The following is a 19,625-nucleotide window of genomic DNA, read 5'->3' on the forward strand; positions in this document are numbered from 1 at the left end:
TCGGCCAGATACCGCTTATCCCTTCGCCTTGAGCTTGGCCATTTCAGCGTCGAGTTCCTTGAGGACCTGCTTGCGGATGCTGTCTGACAACGATTTGTCGCGGGCGATTTCCTCTCGCGCCTGACGAATGCCGGCGAGCGCTTCGGCCATGGCATGCTTCTCGATGTCTGCCTCGCTGCCGCATGTGCGGATTCGCACGCGAGTGACCTTGCCGTCGTTCTCCTCGGAGGCATCGACGTTGGCGTAGGCATTCTTGCCCCGGCAATGCGGACCGTCCTCGGAAACGATGTCGGTCACGCCTTCGTTCTCGCCGTTGATCACGATCACGCGCTGCATGCGGCGCTCGCCCTTGCCAGGCAGCGGGGGAGCCGGAGGCATGGGCGGGACGGGCGGAATGCCAGCCTCCGCACGGGCGATCTTCGCCTCGACGTCCGCGTCAGACAATGGCTTGTCGCTCTTGAACACGAAGGTCTTGCCATCGCGGGTGACGGTGCGGACGTGCTCTTGCCCATCCTCGCTGCCATGCTTTTCGATGATGACGGTTTGCTGCTCCATGCCTGGCGCAGGCGGCGCTGGCGGTGCGGGAGGTGACGGGGGAGCCGGAGGTGCGGGCGGCGCGGGCGGAGCAGGTGGCGGCGGCATGTCCTTAATGCCTTGTGCCATGGCCCCCGCAGCGCTGATGACCAGCGCGGCTCCTGCAATAAGCGTCAGCTTCGAATGCTTCCAACCGCTTTTCATCGAACTGCCTCCCCAGGCTGCCCGTCTCACCGGGCCGAAAATGACTGATGCCGGAGTATTCATACCCCGGCACCAGATCATCTCAGGTTCGACGAACCGCCGGTCCGCATGGACCAGTGTCGACGGCTTGGCGTCGGATCAGTACACGCGCTTCTTCGGCTTGATGTACTCGACGTCGTCGGTCAGCGTGTATTCGTGGACCGGGCGATAGTCGAGACGGACTTCGCCGCCCTTGCCGCCCCAGCCGTTGAACCAGGCTGCGGTGTGCTTCATCCATTCGGCATCGTTGCGCTCGGGGAAATCCTCGTGCGCGTGGGCGCCGCGGCTTTCCTTGCGGTTGTAGGCCGAATGCATGGTGACCGAGGCCTGGCTGATCAGGTTGTCGAGTTCGAGCGTCTCGACGAGATCCGAGTTCCAGATCAGCGAACGGTCGGACACGTGGATGTCCTCCATGCGCTTGTAGGTGTTGGCGAGCTTGACCTTGCCTTCGGCCATCAGTTCGTCGGTGCGGAACACTGCGGCGTGGGCCGACATCGTGCGCTGCATTTCGACGCGAACCTCGGCCGTGGGCGAGCCGCCCTTGGCGTGGCGGAAGTGATCGAGGCGGGTCAGCGCAAGGTCGGCGCTGTCCTTGGGCAGCGAGTTGTGCGAGGTGCCCGGCTTGATCAGTTCCTTGAGGCGCAGGCCCGTGGCACGACCGAACACGACAAGGTCGATCAGCGAGTTCGAGCCGAGGCGGTTGGCGCCGTGGACCGAAACGCAGGCGGCTTCACCCACTGCGAACAGGCCGGGGACGACCGTCTCGGGGTTGCCGTCGGCACCGATGGTGACGACTTCGCCGTGGTAGTTACAGGGGATGCCGCCCATGTTGTAGTGGACGGTCGGCACGACCGGCAGCGGCTGGCGCGTAAGGTCGACGCCTGCGAAGATCTTGCCGCTTTCGGTGATGCCCGGCAGACGTTCAGCCAGGACGCCTGCATCGATGTGATCGAGGTGCAGGTAGATGTGGTCCTTGTGCGGGCCGACGCCGCGCCCTTCGCGGATTTCCATTGCCATCGAACGCGAGACGACGTCACGCGAGGCGAGGTCCTTGGCCGACGGGGCATAGCGCTCCATGAAGCGCTCGCCCTCGGAGTTGGTGAGGTAGCCGCCCTCACCACGTGCACCTTCGGTGATGAGCACGCCGGCGCCGTAGATGCCGGTCGGGTGGAACTGGACGAATTCCATGTCCTGCAGAGGAAGGCCCGCACGCAGGACCATGCCGCCGCCGTCACCGGTGCAGGTGTGGGCCGAGGTGGCCGTGAAGTACGAACGGCCATAGCCGCCAGTGGCCAGCACGACCGCATGGCTGCGGAAGCGGTGGATCGAGCCATCGTCCATGCACAGCGCGATCACGCCCCGGCATTCGCCGTTTTCCATGATCAGGTCGATCGCGAAGTATTCGATGAAGAAGTCCGCGTCGTACTTCAGCGACTGCTGGTACAGCGCGTGAAGCATGGCGTGGCCGGTACGATCAGCCGCGGCGCAGGTGCGCTGCACCGGCGGGCCTTCGCCCATGTTCTGCATGTGGCCGCCGAACGGACGCTGGTAGATCGTGCCTTCGGGATTGCGGCTGAACGGCACGCCGGCGTGCTCGAGTTCATAGACCGCAGCCGGAGCTTCGCGCACCATGTATTCGATGGCGTCCTGGTCACCCAGCCAGTCCGACCCCTTGACGGTGTCGTACATGTGCCAGGTCCAGTGATCGGGCGAATTGTTGCCGAGCGAGGCGGCGATACCGCCCTGCGCTGCCACGGTGTGCGAGCGCGTCGGGAAGACCTTGGTGATGCAGGCGGTGCGCAGGCCGGCCTGGGCAGAACCCATGGTGGCGCGCAGGCCGGAACCGCCGGCACCGACGACGACGGTGTCGTAGGTGTGGTCGATGATCTTGTAGGCAGGCTGAGTCGAAGTCATGTCTTATGCGCCCCCGAGCGCAATGCGCAGAACCGAAAGGATGCCGAAGGCAGCGGCCGCGAAGGGCACTGCATTGACCAGAAGCCAGGCGACAACCTTGCCGCCTTCTTCATGGACATAATCTTCGAGCATGACCTGCACGCCCATACGGGCATGGGTGAAGGTGTTGATCATGATCAGGATGAGCGCGATCGACGGCAGCGGCCGCGCGACCCAGCCGCGCACAGTGGCATAGCTGTAGTCCGGCAGCAGCGCGAGACTGACGATCAGGAACGTGATCAGGACGAGGTTGCCCACCGCCGTGAGGCGCTGCGTGAGCCAGTGATGGGTGCCTTCGTGGCTGGAGCCCAGCCCGCGCACGCGACCGATGGAGGTGCCGTTACCCATGGGAGTAAGCCTTCCTTGCTTGACGGTTCGTGCCGGCGCTCAGCGCAGCAGCACGAAAGCCCAGAATGCGATGGTGAGGAGGACCGAGATGACGATTGTCAGGCTCGACCAGCGGGCATTGGTTTCCAGTTCGTATCCCGCGCCGATATCGAGGATCAGGTGGCGGATGCCCGAAGCGGCGTGCTGGAAGAAGGCCCAGGTCAGGCCGACAAGCACGATCTTGCCAAGGATCGCGGTAACCGTCTGCAGGCCACCGCCAGTGCCGAGCCACACGTAGTCCAGGAACGTCTGATAGGCCCCTGCCCCGCTTGCCAGCGCACCGATCCACCACAGCAGAAGCCCCAGACCTGCAAACGCAAGGCCGTTGCCGGTGATGCGGTGCAGGATCGAAACCAGCATGGCCGGGCCCCAGCGCCAGATCTGGAGATGCGGAGAAATCGGCCGTGCCTTGCGCGCCTGCGCCATGAACATACCCCCTCGACTAGGTACAAGGATCGCGGAAAGGACAGCCCCCGCGACGGATTGCGAGTCCTATTAGTCGAAAAGACCGCCTGCGCAAGCGTATGCAGGATGTAAAAAAGGACAGCCGGTTGCGCTTGTCCAGCGCGGTCCCTAGACGACCCTCATGAGCATGACACTCGCCGTCCTGGCCGCAGCGACTGCGGTGACGCCCGCCCCGGCCGATACTGCCGCAGCCCGTGCAATCATTCGCCAGTGCGAGGGCAAGGAGAACTTCTCCGATCCCGCCCCGCCTGCCCGGATCTTCGGCAATGTCTGGTACGTCGGCACCTGCAACGTCTCGGTCCTGCTGATCACCGGCCCGCAGGGGCACATCCTGGTCGATGCAGCGGTGGAAGAGGCAGTGCCGCAAATCCTTGCCAATATCCGCAAGCTGGGATTCAACCCGAAGGACATCGACCTGATCGTCTCAAGCCATGAGCATTTCGACCACGTTGGCGGTCTCGCAGCGTTGGAGAAGGCAACCGGTGCGCGCTTCGTCGCCACGGCAGAAGCGGCCAAGGTAATACGCAGCGGCAAAGTCAGCCCCGCTGACCCGCAAGCGCAGGAAGTTCATGGCAGTCGCCCTGCAAGAGTAGACTTCGCTTTGAAGACCGGGGACGTATTCAGCGTCGGGCCGCTCAAGATCACGGCTTTCCAGACTCCCGGCCACACCGAGGGTTCGACCAGCTGGCATTGGAAATCGTGCGAGGGGACTGACTGCCGCACGATCACATACGTCGACAGCCTGACCGCTCTCCCGCTCGGCACCTATCGTTTTGCCGATCATCCCGAGCGCGTGGAGATGTTCCGCAAGACCTTCGCGCAAGTGGAGGCGCTGGAATGCGGCGTCCTGCTGACGCCGCATCCTTCGGCCAGCGCCATGTTTGAGCGGATGAGTGGATCCGAACCGCTTGCCAATCGCGATGCCTGCAAGGCGCTGGCAGCGGGGGCACGGGATCGTCTGGAAAAGGCACTGCGTAAATGAGCTGGAAAGTCACCGTCTTTGCCCCGCGCGATGTGATTCAGGCCGCGCTGATCGCGCATGAGGATGCCTGGGACTGGGACCACGACATCGTCATTGCCGGCAGCGAGATCGCCGAGGACAAGCCCGAGGACTGGCAACTCGAAGCCTGGCTTGACCGCAAGCCGACCAAGGCCGACCAGAACGCCATCGCCGATCTGTTCGAAGGGGCACCGCCCACGCTGCAGATCGAGAAGCTGCCCGATACCGACTGGGTGACGCTCAGCCAGCAAGGCGTCGAGCCGATCCGCGAGGGCGTGTTCCACGTACATACGCCCGAATACCCGCCGCTCCTCCAGCGTGGTGTTCGGGACTTCGTGATCCCGGCAAGCCAGGCGTTCGGCACCGGCCAGCACGCAACGACCGCAGGCTGCCTCGCCATGCTGAGCCACATGAAGCGGCAAGGCGTGACCGTGCGCAACCTGGCTGACATCGGCACCGGCACCGGTCTGCTCGGCTTCGCCGGGCTGCATCTGTGGCCGACCGCCCGGGCCATCGCCAGTGACATCGATGCTGTTTGCGGCCCGGTCGTGACAGAGAACGCGGCCAACAACGGCATTCCGCTGGGCGATGGCGTTGGGCGCATGGCCATGGTCATCGCCGCCGGAGTGGACCATCCCCTGCTCCAGGCGGCCGGGCCCTATGACCTGCTGATCGCCAACATCCTTGCCGGGCCGCTGGTCGAACTGGCACCGGAATTCGCCCGCGCCGTTGTGCCGGGTGGCAGCGTGCTGCTGGCCGGACTGCTTGAAACGCAGGAAGCCACTGTCCGGGCAGCCTATCGCAAGGCGGGCCTGAGGCTGGCGGCGCGGATGGTGCGCGGCGACTGGTCGATCCTGTGGTTGCGACGGCGCGCGGCAGGCGGTGTGCGCGCCAGCCGGGTTGGCGCTCTGCCGGAGTGGTCGAAGCGCTGGTAGCGCGGTAGGGGGCTTGTGCATCGCCCGCACTCGATTAATCATTCGGTTAAGGCGGGAGATGCGCGATGACCTACGAGACCTTCACCATCGAAAAGCGGGACGCAGCGGACTGGGTAACGCTGAACCGGCCGGAGATGCTCAACGCGATCTCGCTGCAGATGGTGCGCGAGCTATCCGACTATTTCGGCAGGCTGTTCCACGATCGTGATACCCGCGTCGTTGTGATGCGCGGCGCGGGCAAGGCCTTCTGCGCTGGGCTGGATATCAAGGAACGCGCCGAGAACCGCGAGGAAATCCCGTTTGCGGGCGGGTTCAGCTTTCAGGGCTATCTGGCCGACGTCTATATAAAGATGCGGCGCTGCCCCCAGCCGATTGTCAGCCTAGTCCAAGGTGCGGCCTGTGGCGGTGGCTTCTCGTTCGTGCTGGCCTCGGACATTCGCATTGCGGGGACAAGCGCGAGGATGAACGCCGCCTACATCAAGCTCGGACTCTCGGCCTGCGACATGGGCTGCAGCTATTTCCTGCCACGTCTGGTCGGCACTTCGGTAGCGAGCGAACTGATGCTGACGGGGCGTTTCATCCACGCCCATCGCGCCCTGGCGACCGGGCTCGTTTCGGAAGTCGTACCCGACGAGCAACTTGAAGCGGTCGGCCAGAGGTATGTCGATGACCTGCTTGCCGCCTCGCCTATGGGTCTGCGGATGACCAAGGAGGGCCTCAACCTTTCTATCGACGCGCCGAGCCTGGAGGCGGCAATGGCGATCGAGAACCGCAATCAGTTGATGACGGCGGCCAGCCCCAATTTCCGCGAGGGAATGCAGGCGTTTCTGGAGAAGCGAAAGCCGAACTACGTGCCGGAGTGAGCGGCCAAGGTATCACGCAACAGGATCAGCGCGGCGCGGGTGAAAGCCTGCATGTTGGCAAGACGGTCGTCACTGTCGGTCATAACCCGCACCGACGCCTCGATCCCGTCCGGCCCGACGACGCCAATCGCGCTGGTGCCGGAAGCGACGCCCAAGGGATGTGAGCTACCGCCGGAAGCGCCGGTTTCGGCGATGGCCCAATCGGAACTGTAGCGTTCGCGCATCAGCCGCGCTTGCGCCAGAGCATAGTCCTCCTGCGCCGAAGTGTAACCGCGTAGCGAGCCTGGCGGGTGGCCGAGCACCATGCGCCGCCCCTTGAGCGTGTAGATCACCCCGCCGCCAAGGTAAAACGCCGATGCGCCGGGCATGGCGAGCAAGCTCGCAGAGATGAGGCCTCCGGTCGAGCCATCGACGACGGCAATGGTCTGGTTGTGCGCCTTGAGCAGGGTTCCTGCCTCAGCGGCGATGGCGGCCAAGTCCTGGAGCATCAACCAGCGCTTCGGACGATCTCGGCCCAAGCCGCTTCATCTATCACGTCGATGCCAAGCGCGGCTGCTTGCTTCAGTTTGGAACCTGCGCCGGGTCCCGCCACTACGAGATCAGTCTTGGCAGAGACGGAACCGGCCGCGCGCGCGCCCAGGGCTTCAGCCTGGGCCTTGGCCTCGTCACGGCTCATCGTTTCGAGCTTGCCGGTAAAGACGATGGTCTTGCCGGCCACCGCGCTGTCCTTTGTCTCGACCACGTAGGGTGGCGGGGTGACTTCCGAGAGCAGGTCCTCCCACACCGCGATGTTATGCGGTTCGTGGAAGAAGTCGCCCAACGCTTCGACTACCACTGGGCCGACGCCCTCGATGGAGAGGAGGTCTGCAGTCGCATCGCCGCCTTCCCGCGCAGCAATGGCGGCGTCGCGCAAGTTGGGAAGCGTAACGAAGCGCTTCATCAGATCGCGTGCCGTGACAGCACCGACGTGGCGAATCCCCAAGCCGAAGAGCAGGCGCGCAGCGTCGGGCTCGCGCTTGGCCTCGATGGCTGCCAACAGGTTGTCCACAGACTTGTCCTTCCAGCCTTCGCGCCCGACGATGTCGCTGCGGCGCTTTCTCAGGCGGAAAATGTCGGCCGGGCTTTCAAGCCAGCCGAGCTGAAAGAACTCGATGATCGTCTTTTCCCCCAACCCTTCGATGTCGAGCGCGGCGCGGCTGACGAAGTGCTTGAGGCGTTCGACTCGCTGGGCGGGGCAGATGAGGCCACCGGTGCAGCGAACGTCGACCTCCCCCTCCTCCGCCACCGCTTCGGACTGGCACTCGGGGCAATGGTCCGGGAAGTGGTATGATTCGCGCGGCTCGTCGCGCGTGAGGTTCTCGACCACCTGCGGAATCACGTCGCCCGCGCGCTGGAGCACGATGCGATCGCCGACGCGAAGCCCCAACCTCCCGATCTCGTCGCGGTTGTGCAGGGTGACGTTGGTAACGGTGACGCCGCCGACAAGTACCGGCTTGAGACGGCCCACCGGCGTCAGCTTGCCCGTGCGGCCGACCTGGATGTCGATAGCCTCGAGAGTCGTCTCGGCCTTTTCGGCGGGGAACTTGTGGGCGATGCCCCAGCGCGGGGCCTTGGCGACGAAGCCGAGACGCTCCTGCCAGTCGAGCCGGTCAACCTTGTAGACGACGCCGTCGATGTCATAGGGCAGATCGGCGCGCTGTTGGCCGATCGTGCGGTAATGCGCGACCATCTCGGCAGCGGACGAGCAGCGCACCAGCAGTGGCGAAACCGGCACGCCCCACTGTGCAATCTTGCGCATCATCTCGAATTGCGTGGGCGCGGGCACCTCGCTTGCCGCGCCCCAACCGTGGGCGAGAAAGCGCAATGGTCTGGCGGCGGTGACACTGGCGTCCTTCTGACGCAGCGAACCCGCAGCGGCATTGCGCGGGTTGGCGAAGACCTTGTCGCCTGCTTCGGCCTGCCGGGCATTGAGCGCGAGGAAGTCGGCCTTGGCCATGTAGACCTCGCCGCGAATCTCGAAGACTGCGGGCACGTCGAAAAGACCTGCACCCTTCAGCTCCTGCGGGATATCGGTGATATGCGCCACGTTCGCGGTCACGTCCTCGCCGACCTGCCCGTCACCGCGCGTCGCTGCTCGGACCAACCTGCCGTTCTCGTAGCGCAGCGAGCAGGACAGGCCGTCGATCTTGTCCTCGGCAGTCATCACAACTTCGGCGCTTTCCGGCAGCGCGAGGAAGCGGCGGACGCGGGCGACGAATTCCTCGACTTCCTCATCGGTGAAGGCGTTGTCGAGGCTCATCATGCGAACCTCGTGGGTGACCTTGCCCAGCGGCGAGGCTGCAACTTCGTGCCCGACTTGCGCGCTGGGACTATCGGGCCGGATCAGATGCGGGAATGCGGCTTCAAGCTCGGCATTGCGGCGCACCAGCGCGTCGTACTCGGCGTCGGAAATCTCGGGCGAATCCTCCCCATGGTAAAGGCGGTTATGCTTTGCAATCTGCCGCGCCAGCCGCATGAGTTCGTTGGCGGCTTCGGCTTCGGTTATCTCGATCATCATGCTGGTCCAAGGAGCGTGGCAACCATCGGGCGACGGGCGCGGAAGCCCAGGCTTTCATAAAGGCGGATCGCCGAGACGTTGCTGGCGTAGCTGTGCAGATACGGCACTTCGCCCCGCGCTGCCATGCCGGCCATGACCTTGCGGATCAGACGCGCGGCAAGGCCCCTGCCCCGGAATTCCGGCCAGGTACAGACACCGCTGAGTTCGGCAAGGTGAGCTGCGGGGCGCATGCGTTCGCCTGCCATCGCGGCTAGGCGGCCATCGATGCGGATGCCGTGGAACTGCCCATAGCGCCAAGTCTGCGGCGCCCACGGTCCGGGCTCGGTGGCGCGAGCCAGGTCTGCCATTTCGGCCGCATCGGCTTTGCCCAGTGCCACAATTTCGGTATCCTCGATCGGAACGATTGGGCGATCTGCGATCATCTGCAAAAGCGGTGCCTCGCGCAAGACCTGCAGGCCCACGGGCGCAGGCAAGGCTTCGGGCTCGACAAGCCAGATCTCACCCCCGTGCAGATGCTGCGCCAGGTCTCCCTCATTGCCGGGATTTGCCGCGGCAAACGGTCCATAAGCAGGATCAAGACGACGCACCGAGCCCGTCCCCACGTCGAGTGCGTTCTGTGGCCCGCCAAGCGAGTGCCAGACTGGGCGGTCGAGCAAATTGAGTTGCACCATTTGCGAAATTTCGATCACGCCCGCTCCAGCAGACGGTCGGCTTGCGCCCGAGCTTCGGCAGTAACCTCAGCGCCCGAAAGCATGCGCGCGATTTCCTCCTTGCGCGCCGCTGCATCGAGCAACGCGACCGACGTGCGGGTGACGGTGCCATCCGAGCTTTTGGCGATCATGTAGTGGCGGTCGCCGCGCGCGGCGACCTGCGGGCTGTGCGTGACGGCAAGTAACTGCCCGCCACTGGCGAGACGCGCCAGCCGATCGCCGATCGCGCTCGCCACCGCACCGCCGACGCCACGGTCAATCTCGTCGAAGATGATCGTTGCCGCGCCGCCCTCTTCAGCAAGCGCGACCTTAAGCGCGAGGATGAAACGCGAAAGTTCGCCGCCCGAGGCGATCTTGCCGAGTGGGGCGAAATCCGCGCCGGGGTTGGTCGAGATCAGGAACTCGACAGCATCGATTCCGCCAGCGCCCCAGCGATCATCGGGCAGTCGTAGGACCGCTGTGTGGAACTTGGCAGCATCAAGCTTAAGCGGGGCCAGTTCAGCCGCCACTGCCTTGTCGAGCCTGCGGGCAGCTTCGGCGCGCTGGACCGAGAGCGTCTCGGCCTTCGCCTGATAGTCCAGCGCCGCATCGCGCGCGGTCCGTTCGAGACCTGCGATCTGGGCCTCTCCCCCTTCGATGGCGTCAAGCGCAGCGCGCATCTCGGTCATCTTGTGGGGGAGTTCATCGACGGTGCAGCCGTGCTTGCGGGCAGCCGCGCGCAGGTCGAACAGCCGCGTCTCGATGCGGTCGAGCAGAGCGGGATCGTGGGCCAGGACCTCGGCGGCGCGTGCCAGCTTGTCCTCGGCCTCGCTCGCCTCGATGACCGCCCGGTCAAGCGCTTCGAGCGCTTCGGCCAACAGCGGGTGCTCGGTGGCGATGCGGTCAAGCCGGCGGGCGGCGCTGCGCAGCGTGGCAAGGGCGGAGTCGGAGCCCTCCCACAGGCGCTGCAGTTCGACGAGGTCGCCAGAAAGCCGCTCACCCTTCTGCATATCGGCGCGCTGACCGGCGAGTTCGTCCTCCTCGCCGATGATCGGAGCGAGGGCATTGAGTTCGGCCAAGTGGGCGAGCAGAAGGTCCTGTTCTTCGGCAGCGCGCGAGACTGCGGCACGGGCCGACTGAAGCGCATCCTCTGCCTTGCGCCACTTGATCCATGCGCTGTCCACGCCTGCGACATCGGCCCCGGCATAACGGTCAAGCAGGGCACGATGGCCGCGCGCGTTTACGAGGCCGCGATCATCGTGTTGGCCGTGAAGTTCGACAAGGCTGCGGGCCAGTTCGCGAAGCAGAGCAACGCCGACGGGCTGATCGTTGACAAACGCCTTCGACCCACCATCGGCACGGACGCGGCGCTTGATGATCAACGGCTCACCCGGTTCAATGTCGACTTCTGCGTCATTCAGAGCCGAGCGAATGGCTACGGGCATCCGGTCAAACTCGAACGTGGCGGTGACGCTGGCCTGATCTTCGCCGGCCCGGACGAGCCCGCTGTCCGCCCGATCGCCCAGAACTAGACCCAGCGCATCGAGCAGGATCGACTTGCCGGCGCCGGTTTCGCCCGTCAGCACGCCAAGCCCGCTGGCAAAGCTGAGATCGAGCGCCTCGATGAGCACGACATTGCGGATCGACAGGCTGGTGAGCATCGCGCGATTCTCTAGCCGGTTGTGGCGCGCTCGTCCACGCACGGAGAAGCCTTTCGTTCTCCACTTGTTTCATTCGAGTGACAGCATGCCACACGCCCGCAATGCGAATCCGCCATTGGCGGCTCCAGATGGAGAAAGGTTCGCTCATGGCATCGCATGCGAAACTCGAGGGATCGAGGCCGTTCAAATCCGCCGCAGATCTGATTTCGTCTGCTCCAGCGTGGCTCGACCTGCCCGAACCGCGCGGCTTTCGACCCAAGCGCCGCCTGCGCACCGTGTGGATTTCCGATGTCCACCTCGGCACGCGCGGCTGCAACGCACCGATGCTCCTCGATTTCCTCGCAGCCATCGAATGCGAGACGCTGTACCTTGTCGGTGACATTGTCGACGGCTGGCGGTTGAGCAAGGGCTGGTACTGGCCCGATGCGCACAACGAAGTGATCCGGCGCATCCTCAAGATGGCGCACCGGGGCACGCGCGTGATCCTGATAGCCGGCAATCACGACGAGATGCTGCGCCCCTATGCCGGCATGAGCTTTGGCGGGGTGGAACTGGCGCTCGAGACCATTCATGAAACCGCCGATGGACGCCGCCTGCTGGTGACCCATGGTGACGGGTTCGATGGCGTGGTGCTCTATGCGCGCTGGCTGGCGTTTCTGGGCGACAAGGCCTATTCGCTGCTGCTGCGCGCCAACGTGCTGTTCAACATCGCGCGTCGGCACCTCAAGATGCCTTACTGGTCCCTGTCGGCCTACCTGAAGAAGAAGGTCAAGAACGCAGTCCAGTTCGTCTGCGACTTCGAGGAGGCGGTTGCCCATACCGCGCGCGACATAGGCGTGGATGGTGTGGTTTGCGGCCATATCCACTGCGCCGAGATCCGCCAGATCGGCGACGTGACCTATTACAACGATGGTGACTGGGTGGAGAGTTGCACGGCGCTTGCCGAAGAGTTCGACGGCAGCATGTCGATCATCGACTGGGCCGAGGACACGCGGCGCGCGGCTGCAGTCAAGGCAGCGCTCAAGCCCATTCCGCAGCTGGAGGAGCAACCGGCATGAGGATCGCGATCTGCACGGATGCCTGGCATCCGCAGGTGAACGGTGTCGTCCGAACCCTTGCGGCAACTGTCGACCGCCTGATCAGGCGAGGTCACGAAATCGAACTGGTCACGCCGAGCCAGTTCCTGACGATGCCGCTGCCTGGCTACAGCGAGATACGCCTCGCCATGCTGCCCCGGTTCGGCACGCGGCGCACCCTGGCAGACTTCGCTCCCGACGTTGTGCACATTGCCACGGAAGGCCCGATCGGATGGAGCGCAAGGAGCTGGTGCAAAGCCAATAACGTGCCGTTCACCAGCGCTTTTCATACCCGTTTCCCCGAGTATGCGGCTGTCCGTACCGGCTTGAAACCCGAGCGCTTCTGGCCAGTCATGCGCCGCTTTCATGGTGCGAGCCGAGCGGTATTGGTGTCGACGCCAACGCTGGCGGGTGAACTGGCGAGCCACGGCGTGACGCAGACGCGGCTCTGGACGCGCGGCATCGACCGGGACCTGTTCCATCCTGATCATGATCCGTTGCCTGAACTGGCAGATCTGCCACGCCCGATCATGCTCAATGTCGGTCGCGTGGCGATCGAGAAGAACTTGATCGCCTTCCTCGATGCAAATGTGCCCGGCACGAAAGTGGTCGTGGGAGACGGCCCCGCTCTGGCAAGACTGCAGACCCAGTATCCCGCGGCGGTCTTCCTGGGCGCGTGCCATGGCGAGCAATTGGCGCGAGCCTATGTTTCGGCCGATGTCTTCGTCTTTCCGAGCAGGACCGACACATTCGGTCTTGTCATGATCGAAGCTCTTGCCTGCGGAGTTCCGGTTGCAGCCTATCCCGTGCCGGGTCCACTCGACATCATCGGGCGTGAGGGGCGCGGCCCGTCCGGTGACCTGCCCATGCAAATCGGCGCTCTGGACGAAGACCTTGGCCTGGCGATCCAGAAGGCCTTGCGCTGTGATCGGATGGGCGCCGCCGTTCAAGGTGCGCGATACAACTGGGATCGCGCGACCGATCAGTTCCTCGAGGCCGTGGGCGACGCCATACGCGAGCCCACTGCACGCGAGTTCGCCTGAAGTCATGTAATCAGACAAAAGGCGGTGGCATCTATCCGGAGTGCCATGCTATGGGCGCGGCCACGGAGACCCGCCTCAATGCTTGCAGATGCCCCGCCCCAACCTGTTGTAATCGCATCGGAAACGAACGAAGCCGCAGCCTCGCGGGAGTTGCCGGCCGGTGTGGCAGATCTGATTGACGCAACACTGGCATCAGGCAATCGCGCCGATGCCGAAGCTGTTATTCGTTCTGCCAAGCTTGCGTTCCCAAATGCCGCAGAAGCGATCGACAAGAGGGTCGCCACACGCAAATCGTCCGGCTTCGCCCTGGTTCCGGCACAAGCGAGGAACGCTAGCGAACCCAAAAGGCCAGAAGCCGCAGGCACACCCGCGAAAGAAGCGAAAGTTACCGGCGAAGGGGAAGCAGGAGCATTTGCCAACACCGGCAATGCCCCGGGCATTGGTCTGGTGGGCGGCTTCAAGCTGCTGGCGGAAGGCGCAAACTGGCGCATCGCCACGACTGCCCGTGCAGATTACCAGGAAACGGCTGACGTGGTCACCCGCGAACAATATCGCTTCTCTGCAGAGCCGAACTACAAGTTCGACAGCCGAGGCTATCTCTACGGTCTCGGGCAGTTCGAGCAGGACCGCTTTCAGGGCTTTGCGTCGCGCTACAGCATCTCGGGCGGGTTGGGCTACAGTCTGCTGAAAGCCGATGATGCCAAGCTGAGCGTCAAGGCCGGACCAGCATGGCGCGTGACGAACCCGGTGGATGGCGATCGCGAATCCGTCGTGGCAGGGCTGGCATCGCTGGAAGCCAAGATCAAGCTGACGCCGAGCCTGGAATACAGTCAGGATGCCAGCGCCTATTTCGATGCGCAGGGCAGCACGTTCTATACCCTTGCGGCTCTCGATTCACGACTGATCGGCAAGCTGAAGGCCCGGCTTTCGTACATGGTGCAGCACGAAACTGCACCTGAACTCGGCCGACTCGGCACGGATACGACGAGTCGGCTGACGCTGGTCTACGGGTTCTGAAGCGCGTTCAGGCGGCAGTTGTGCCCGGCGCGTACTTGTTCATCAGATCGTAGGAGCGCTCGTACCATTTGCTGCCCGGGTAATTGGTGCCCAGCACTGACGCAGCCTTCTGTGCCTCCTGCGGCAAGCCAAGCGAGAGGTAGCTCTCGACCAGGCGATATAGCGCCTCGGGCGTGTGGCTGGTGCTCTGATACTTTTCGACCACGGTGCGGAAGCGGAGCGTACCGGCCAGCCACTTGCCGCTACGCTGGTACATGCGGCCGATCTCCATTTCCTTGCCGGCAAGGTGATCGTTGATCAGGTCGATCTTGAGCCGTGCGTCGGCAGCATAATCGGTATTGGGATAGCGGCGAACCAGCTCGTTCATCGCGGTCAGCGCCTGCTGCGTGATCTTCTGGTCGCGCGTGACGTCAGAGATCTGCTCGTAATAGCAGAGCGCGACGAGGTAATAAGCGTATGGCGCATCCTTGTTGCCGGGGTGGATCGACAGGAAGCGCTGGGCCGACTGGACCGACTTCGAATAGTCGCGGGCGACATAATAGCTGAATGCGCTCATCAGCTGAGCGCGGCGGGCCCAGGGCGAATAGGGATGCTGACGCTCGACCTCGTCGAACAGTGCGGCGGCCTGCTTCGAATCGCCGCGATCAAGCCGGTCCTTGGCCGCCGTATAGAGCGTATCGACGTCGCGCGCGACGTAGGCCACGTCCTTCTTCTTGTTTCCTCCGCCCGCACAACCGGCAGTCACGCCCATGGCGACGGTAGCGGCGGCGAGGACGGCGAAGCGCAGCGGGCGGCGCATATCGAGGACGGTCATGCCGACCCTATAGCCAGCCGGTTCCTGAACGCCAAGTGAAGTTGCGGTGTTTTACGCCTCGGTGAAAGGAGGCTCGACCGCAATCGGATCGGCCAGGGTCATGCGATCGAGAATGGCGGCCGTTTCATCACGCAATTGCAGCATCAATCCGCGCAAGCGGCACTCCGCCTCGGGCAGGCAGTTGTTGCAGGTTTCATGAGCATTGCGCGCTGCGCAAGGCACCAGCGCAAGGCTTCCGCGTGTCAACCGGATGATGTCACCATAGCGAATATCGACAGGCGGAAGCGCCAGTTCGTATCCGCCGTCCCGCCCCCGGTGCGAGATGACAATCCCTTCCCTCGCCATTTCCGAAAGGATGACGGTGAGAAACTTGCGCGGGATGTTCTGCGCCTCGGCAATCGCATCCAGGCGCACGGGGCCTTGTCCGAATAGGTCGGAGAGATGCTGAAGCGCCCGGATTGTATATCGCGTCTTTTGCGAGAGCATGAGAAAGACATGAACACTCGAACGCGAATGTCAACGCGCTTGGTAGAATTACTGGTGGGGTCTCTTGCACTTTGCCGATAGTCCGGCCCGGTTCCCCGCGGGAACCCGGCCACCTGACTCAAGCCCGCCAATACGTCAGCGCGAAGTTCACTTTGCTTCGGCAGTCCTTTCCACGAAATCGAGCCGGGCGCGGTAGGGGTCCTCGCCATGCTTCGCGCCCCCTTCAGCAATAAGCATGACCCGGGTGTCGTCAGAGGTGGCGACCGGCCACGCCGGCCCCGGAGTTCCGTGCGTTGCGAAATCGATCCACAGCTTGTGCGTGGTGGTTGCGACCGCTTGCTCCCCAGGGACCATCTTCCACTGCGTGCGGGCTGCAACGGTGTCGAAGACATAGGGCAGTTCGCTGGCGTGCGGCGCGCCCCCCATTGCCTTGCGGAAATCCGGATGGGCATAGTCGAATCGATACAGAAAAGCCGCCTGTCCCCGCTTTGCCAGGGCCCTTGCCACGGCACGTGCCGGTTCGATGAACGTGCGATCGGCGCTGGTCATGACCGCAACCTGCAAAGGTGCACCATCGCCAGTCGGATCATATAGCTTTCGCGCTTCTGCTTCCCGTTCGCCATAGCTGGCAAAGATCTTGGCCTTGTCGGTCCCAAACGGAAGTCCGTCGGCAGAGTTTGCGCCGACCATGATCGGAACCTTGGCATAAAGTCCGGCGGCGATTGCCTCGACCGGGCTGCCGAAAATCGTACGGGCATCGACCATCGGTCCGGAATAGGACGGCTGCGCCATCGTCATCATGGAGAGATCGCCGGTCACCTTCTCCGCCGGCAAGGCGCGCAGCCCTGCTGCGTCGAGACCGGCTGCGAAAGTTTCCCCGGCCTTTGCTGCACCGGCTATGGTTGGCGTCGGCAAGGAGCGTTCGCGCCCGGCACCACTTTCGATGATCACCTTCTGGAACAGCCCACGCGCCTCTGGAGCCTGCAACAGCATGTGCATCGACATGCCGCCCGCGCTTTCCCCGAAGACAGTGACGTTCGCCGGGTCACCGCCAAATCTCTCGGCATTGGCCTTTACCCAGCGGAGCGCCGCGATCTGGTCGAGATAGCCGAAGTTGCCGCCGTACCCCTCTGCCGCCAAGGCCGGATGGGCAAAGAAGCCAAAGCGACCCAGCCGATAGTTGAGGCTGATCAGCACGACGCCATCGCGCGCAAAGTTTTCGCCCGAATAGACCGCAGGGGACGAGCCACCGTTGACGAACCCTCCACCGTGGACCCACACCATCACTGGCAATTTGGCCCCCGGCTTGGCCGATGAGGGTTTCCAGACGTTGACGAAGAGGCAGTCTTCCGATGGCGTGGTGCGGATCGGCGCTGCATCGGGCGGGAATGGGGCTTGAAGGCAATCGGCTCCATACTTGGTGGCATCGCGCACCGAGGTCCATGTCGCCACCGGCTGTGGCTCGCGCCAGCGGTTTTCCCCGACTGGAGACGCGGCATAGGGAATGCCAAGAAAGGCCGAGACGCCGTTTGCCGCCTGAACGCCGCGAACCGGCCCTGAGGCGGTTTCAACGATCACTTCAGTCGTCATGTCTGAAGACCCGGCTCGCGGCTTGGCAGCATGGCCGACACCTGATGACAGGGCCAACATTCCGGCGCCCAAGGCGAGCGTTGCAATGACACGCATCCTCAATCCTTCCACGTCTTGGCCGGCATTCTGACCTTCACCGGCGTTCCCAGCGTTTCGGCGTCCTTGCCAAGGGCAAAGGTGTATTCGCCAGCCGGCATTGTCCAGCCGCCGTTCTTCCAGTCAGCGAGGATGCGCGGATCGATGGTCAGGCTGACGTTTTGCGATGCGCCTGCGGCGAGGTTCACCCGCTGGAACCCGGCAAGGCGGCGCTTGGCCTGTCCTGCACGGTCGACAAGGTAAAGCTGCGCCACGTCGGCGCCCTCGCGCTTGCCGGTGTTCTTCACTGTGAAGCTGGCGGTCAGGCCCTTCACCTTCAGACTAGCACTCTCGAAGGTCGTGTACGAAAGGCCGTGGCCAAACGGGAACAGCGGCTTCGCTCCTTGCCTCGCGAACCAGCGGTAGCCGACGTCCGAACCCTCAATGTCGTAGTCGGATACCAGCTTGTCGCTGCCCGAGGATGGCCCGCCGGAAAAGTCGGGCTCGACCCAATCGCTGCCATCTAGCTTGGGCCGTGGCAATTGCGCTTCGCTGGCCGGGAAGGTCAGAGGCAGGCGGCCCGAAGGGTTGGTGTCACCGAACAGCACCGATGCGATCGCCGGCCCGCCGCGTGCGCCGGGATACCAGGCCTCGATGACGCCCGCGACCTTGTCCAGCCAAGGCATCTTCACAGGGCCGCCTGTTTCCAGGACAACGATGGTGTTGGGATTGGCGGCGGCGACCGCTGCGATGAGTTCATCCTGACCGTCAGGCAGCGACAGATCGGGGACGTCGAGGCCTTCCGTGGTCCACTGCGTCGCAAAGACGATGGCAACTTCCGACTGCTTGGCCTTCTCCACTGCATCGGCAATGTAGCGCCCGTCACGGAAGGTCACCTTGGCGTCCTTGGCCAGGGCCTGGATCGCGTCCATCGGGCTGGAGCGGTGGTACTGCTGGGCAATGAAACCGGCCCACACACCCTTGCCGCCAATAGGACGGGTCACGGCAGGGCCGCCTTCGCCATGCACCTGGCTCGAACCTGCGCCCGAAAGCACGCCGCCATCGGCATAGCCACCGATGATCGCGATCGACTTTGCCGACTTGGCCAGCGGGAGTGCGCCGTTGTTTTTGAGCAGCACGATACCCTGTTTGGCAACTTCCTCCGCCACCGCGCCATTTGCTGCGAAATCGATCTTGTCGCCGGGCTTGACCGGGCTTCTGTCGAGGCCCGAGGCGTAAATCGCGGTAAGCACGCGGCGGTTCATGTCATCGAGCCGCGCTTTCCACGCGGGGTCTGCCGCCGCCTTGTCCTTGAGCTTGTCACCGAAGAACACGGCCGGATCGAGCTGCTCGCCCGACTGCTGGTCAAGCCCCTTCAGCGCCGCGTCGATGTTCGGCACCGCGCCCCAGTCGGACATCACGAAGCCCTTGTAGCCCCACGACCCTTTCAGCACCTTGTTGAGCAGCCAGTCGTTGGCGCAGGCCTGTTCGCCCCACACGCGGTTGTAGGCGCACATCACGGAGCCGGGCTGGCCCTGTTCGATACCGATCTGGAAGGCGAGCAAGTCGCTCTCGCGCGCGGCGCCTTCGCTGATCTTGACGTCAACATACTTGCGCCCGGTCTCCTGCCCGTTCAGCGCGAAGTGCTTGATCGTCGAGATGATGTTGTTCGACTGGATGCCCCGGATCGCTGCGCCTACCAGAATCCCCGAAAGCAGCGGATCTTCGGCAAGATATTCGAAAGTCCGGCCATTGCGCGGATCGCGCATCAGGTTGACACCGCCGGCCAGCAGCACGTTGAAGCCCTTGGCCCGCGCCTCCGATCCGATCATCGCGCCGCCGCGATACATCAGGTCCGGGTTCCACGAAGCCGCCTGCGCGACGCCAGAGGGCAGCGCCGTCGCCCCGTCCTTGCGGATGCCCATGACGTAGGACACGCCAAGGCTGGCATCGGTTTCCTTCAGCGCCGGCACGCCAAGGCGTTCGATCCCCGGAATATAGCCGGCACCGGCAATCGCATCGGCAGGGATCGGAGGGGTCGGCCCACCCAAGGGCAGCGGCATGATGCCATGCGTCAGCACCACCTTCTCGTCCGCCGTCATCTGCTTCACCGTCGCCGCAGCGCGCGCGTCGGCCGCCTTCATGTCCACGGCTGGCGCCTGCTGGGCCCGGGTGTCCGTTGTGCCAGCAACCACCATCGTGCTCGCCGCCACCAAGAGGCGCCACACCTTCGACAT

At 64.0% G+C, this 19,625-nt stretch carries 18 protein-coding genes; 6 read left to right on the forward strand and 12 right to left on the reverse strand.

Annotated elements, in window-relative coordinates:
• Positions 1-15: 15 nt before the first annotated feature.
• From AC1Q5P_RS07510 to sdhC, 4 genes are all read right to left on the reverse strand, one after another.
• Positions 16-738, reverse strand: coding sequence for a hypothetical protein (locus AC1Q5P_RS07510; protein ID WP_492518606.1), 723 nt, complete (start codon positions 736-738; stop codon positions 16-18).
• Positions 739-876: 138 nt separating this feature from the next.
• Positions 877-2,691, reverse strand: coding sequence for a succinate dehydrogenase flavoprotein subunit (gene sdhA / locus AC1Q5P_RS07515; protein ID WP_039333993.1), 1,815 nt, complete (start codon positions 2,689-2,691; stop codon positions 877-879).
• Between the two features lie 3 nt (positions 2,692-2,694).
• Complete coding sequence (gene sdhD / locus AC1Q5P_RS07520; RefSeq protein ID WP_039333991.1) at positions 2,695-3,078, reverse strand: succinate dehydrogenase, hydrophobic membrane anchor protein; 384 nt, start codon at positions 3,076-3,078, stop codon at positions 2,695-2,697.
• Positions 3,079-3,117: 39 nt separating this feature from the next.
• Positions 3,118-3,543 carry a succinate dehydrogenase, cytochrome b556 subunit gene (gene sdhC / locus AC1Q5P_RS07525; protein WP_039334091.1) on the reverse strand — a complete coding sequence of 142 codons (426 nt, stop codon included), beginning with the start codon at positions 3,541-3,543 and terminating at the stop codon, positions 3,118-3,120.
• Between the two features lie 160 nt (positions 3,544-3,703).
• Here sdhC and bla point away from each other — a divergent pair, with 160 nt between their 5' ends.
• The 3 genes from bla (at position 3,704) to AC1Q5P_RS07540 (ending at position 6,380) form a co-directional block, all read left to right on the forward strand.
• On the forward strand, positions 3,704-4,564 hold the full coding sequence (gene bla / locus AC1Q5P_RS07530; protein ID WP_492518607.1) for a subclass B3 metallo-beta-lactamase: 861 nt from the start codon (positions 3,704-3,706) through the stop codon (positions 4,562-4,564).
• On the forward strand, positions 4,561-5,517 hold the full coding sequence (locus AC1Q5P_RS07535; RefSeq protein ID WP_492477881.1) for a 50S ribosomal protein L11 methyltransferase: 957 nt from the start codon (positions 4,561-4,563) through the stop codon (positions 5,515-5,517). The genes bla and AC1Q5P_RS07535 overlap by 4 nt, the downstream gene beginning before the upstream one ends.
• Positions 5,518-5,582: 65 nt before the next feature.
• Positions 5,583-6,380 carry an enoyl-CoA hydratase/isomerase family protein gene (locus AC1Q5P_RS07540; protein ID WP_492477880.1) on the forward strand — a complete coding sequence of 266 codons (798 nt, stop codon included), beginning with the start codon at positions 5,583-5,585 and terminating at the stop codon, positions 6,378-6,380.
• Here AC1Q5P_RS07540 and AC1Q5P_RS07545 read toward each other — a convergent pair.
• The 4 genes from AC1Q5P_RS07545 to recN are packed head-to-tail and all read right to left on the reverse strand — an operon-like array spanning position 6,365 to position 11,287.
• Positions 6,365-6,868, reverse strand: coding sequence for a CinA family protein (locus AC1Q5P_RS07545; protein WP_062341796.1), 504 nt, complete (start codon positions 6,866-6,868; stop codon positions 6,365-6,367). The two genes, AC1Q5P_RS07540 and AC1Q5P_RS07545, sit on opposite strands and share 16 nt — an antisense overlap.
• Positions 6,868-8,934, reverse strand: coding sequence for an NAD-dependent DNA ligase LigA (gene ligA, locus AC1Q5P_RS07550; protein ID WP_492518608.1), 2,067 nt, complete (start codon positions 8,932-8,934; stop codon positions 6,868-6,870). Before ligA ends, AC1Q5P_RS07545 begins: the two co-directional genes overlap by 1 nt.
• On the reverse strand, positions 8,934-9,626 hold the full coding sequence (locus AC1Q5P_RS07555; RefSeq protein WP_492477877.1) for a GNAT family N-acetyltransferase: 693 nt from the start codon (positions 9,624-9,626) through the stop codon (positions 8,934-8,936). Before AC1Q5P_RS07555 ends, ligA begins: the two co-directional genes overlap by 1 nt.
• Complete coding sequence (gene recN / locus AC1Q5P_RS07560) at positions 9,623-11,287, reverse strand: DNA repair protein RecN (protein ID WP_193826735.1); 1,665 nt, start codon at positions 11,285-11,287, stop codon at positions 9,623-9,625. The genes AC1Q5P_RS07555 and recN overlap by 4 nt, the downstream gene beginning before the upstream one ends.
• Positions 11,288-11,433: 146 nt before the next feature.
• Here recN and AC1Q5P_RS07565 point away from each other — a divergent pair, with 146 nt between their 5' ends.
• The 3 genes from AC1Q5P_RS07565 to AC1Q5P_RS07575 all read left to right on the forward strand — a co-directional run bounded on the left by AC1Q5P_RS07565 (position 11,434) and on the right by AC1Q5P_RS07575 (position 14,423).
• Positions 11,434-12,345 carry a UDP-2,3-diacylglucosamine diphosphatase gene (locus tag AC1Q5P_RS07565; RefSeq protein ID WP_492518609.1) on the forward strand — a complete coding sequence of 304 codons (912 nt, stop codon included), beginning with the start codon at positions 11,434-11,436 and terminating at the stop codon, positions 12,343-12,345.
• Positions 12,342-13,406 carry a glycosyltransferase family 4 protein gene (locus AC1Q5P_RS07570; protein ID WP_492518610.1) on the forward strand — a complete coding sequence of 355 codons (1,065 nt, stop codon included), beginning with the start codon at positions 12,342-12,344 and terminating at the stop codon, positions 13,404-13,406. Before AC1Q5P_RS07565 ends, AC1Q5P_RS07570 begins: the two co-directional genes overlap by 4 nt.
• 162 nt (positions 13,407-13,568) lie before the next feature.
• Positions 13,569-14,423, forward strand: coding sequence for a DUF481 domain-containing protein (locus AC1Q5P_RS07575; protein ID WP_492518611.1), 855 nt, complete (start codon positions 13,569-13,571; stop codon positions 14,421-14,423).
• 7 nt (positions 14,424-14,430) lie between these two features.
• Here AC1Q5P_RS07575 and AC1Q5P_RS07580 read toward each other — a convergent pair whose 3' ends face one another.
• The 4 genes from AC1Q5P_RS07580 to AC1Q5P_RS07595 form a co-directional block, all read right to left on the reverse strand.
• Complete coding sequence (locus AC1Q5P_RS07580) at positions 14,431-15,237, reverse strand: outer membrane protein assembly factor BamD (RefSeq protein WP_039333970.1); 807 nt, start codon at positions 15,235-15,237, stop codon at positions 14,431-14,433.
• A 51-nt stretch (positions 15,238-15,288) separates the two neighbouring features.
• Entirely contained in the window at positions 15,289-15,723 is a 435-nt protein-coding gene (locus AC1Q5P_RS07585) for an RrF2 family transcriptional regulator (protein ID WP_039333968.1), read from the reverse strand.
• Between the two features lie 147 nt (positions 15,724-15,870).
• A complete protein-coding gene (locus AC1Q5P_RS07590) occupies positions 15,871-17,409 on the reverse strand; it encodes a carboxylesterase/lipase family protein (protein ID WP_492518612.1) in 1,539 nt (512 codons plus the stop codon).
• A 2-nt stretch (positions 17,410-17,411) separates the two neighbouring features.
• Positions 17,412-19,625 carry a beta-glucosidase family protein gene (locus AC1Q5P_RS07595; RefSeq protein WP_492518613.1) on the reverse strand — a complete coding sequence of 738 codons (2,214 nt, stop codon included), beginning with the start codon at positions 19,623-19,625 and terminating at the stop codon, positions 17,412-17,414.

It is taken from the genome of Novosphingobium sp. GW835-FHT14H07, assembly GCF_058793515.1.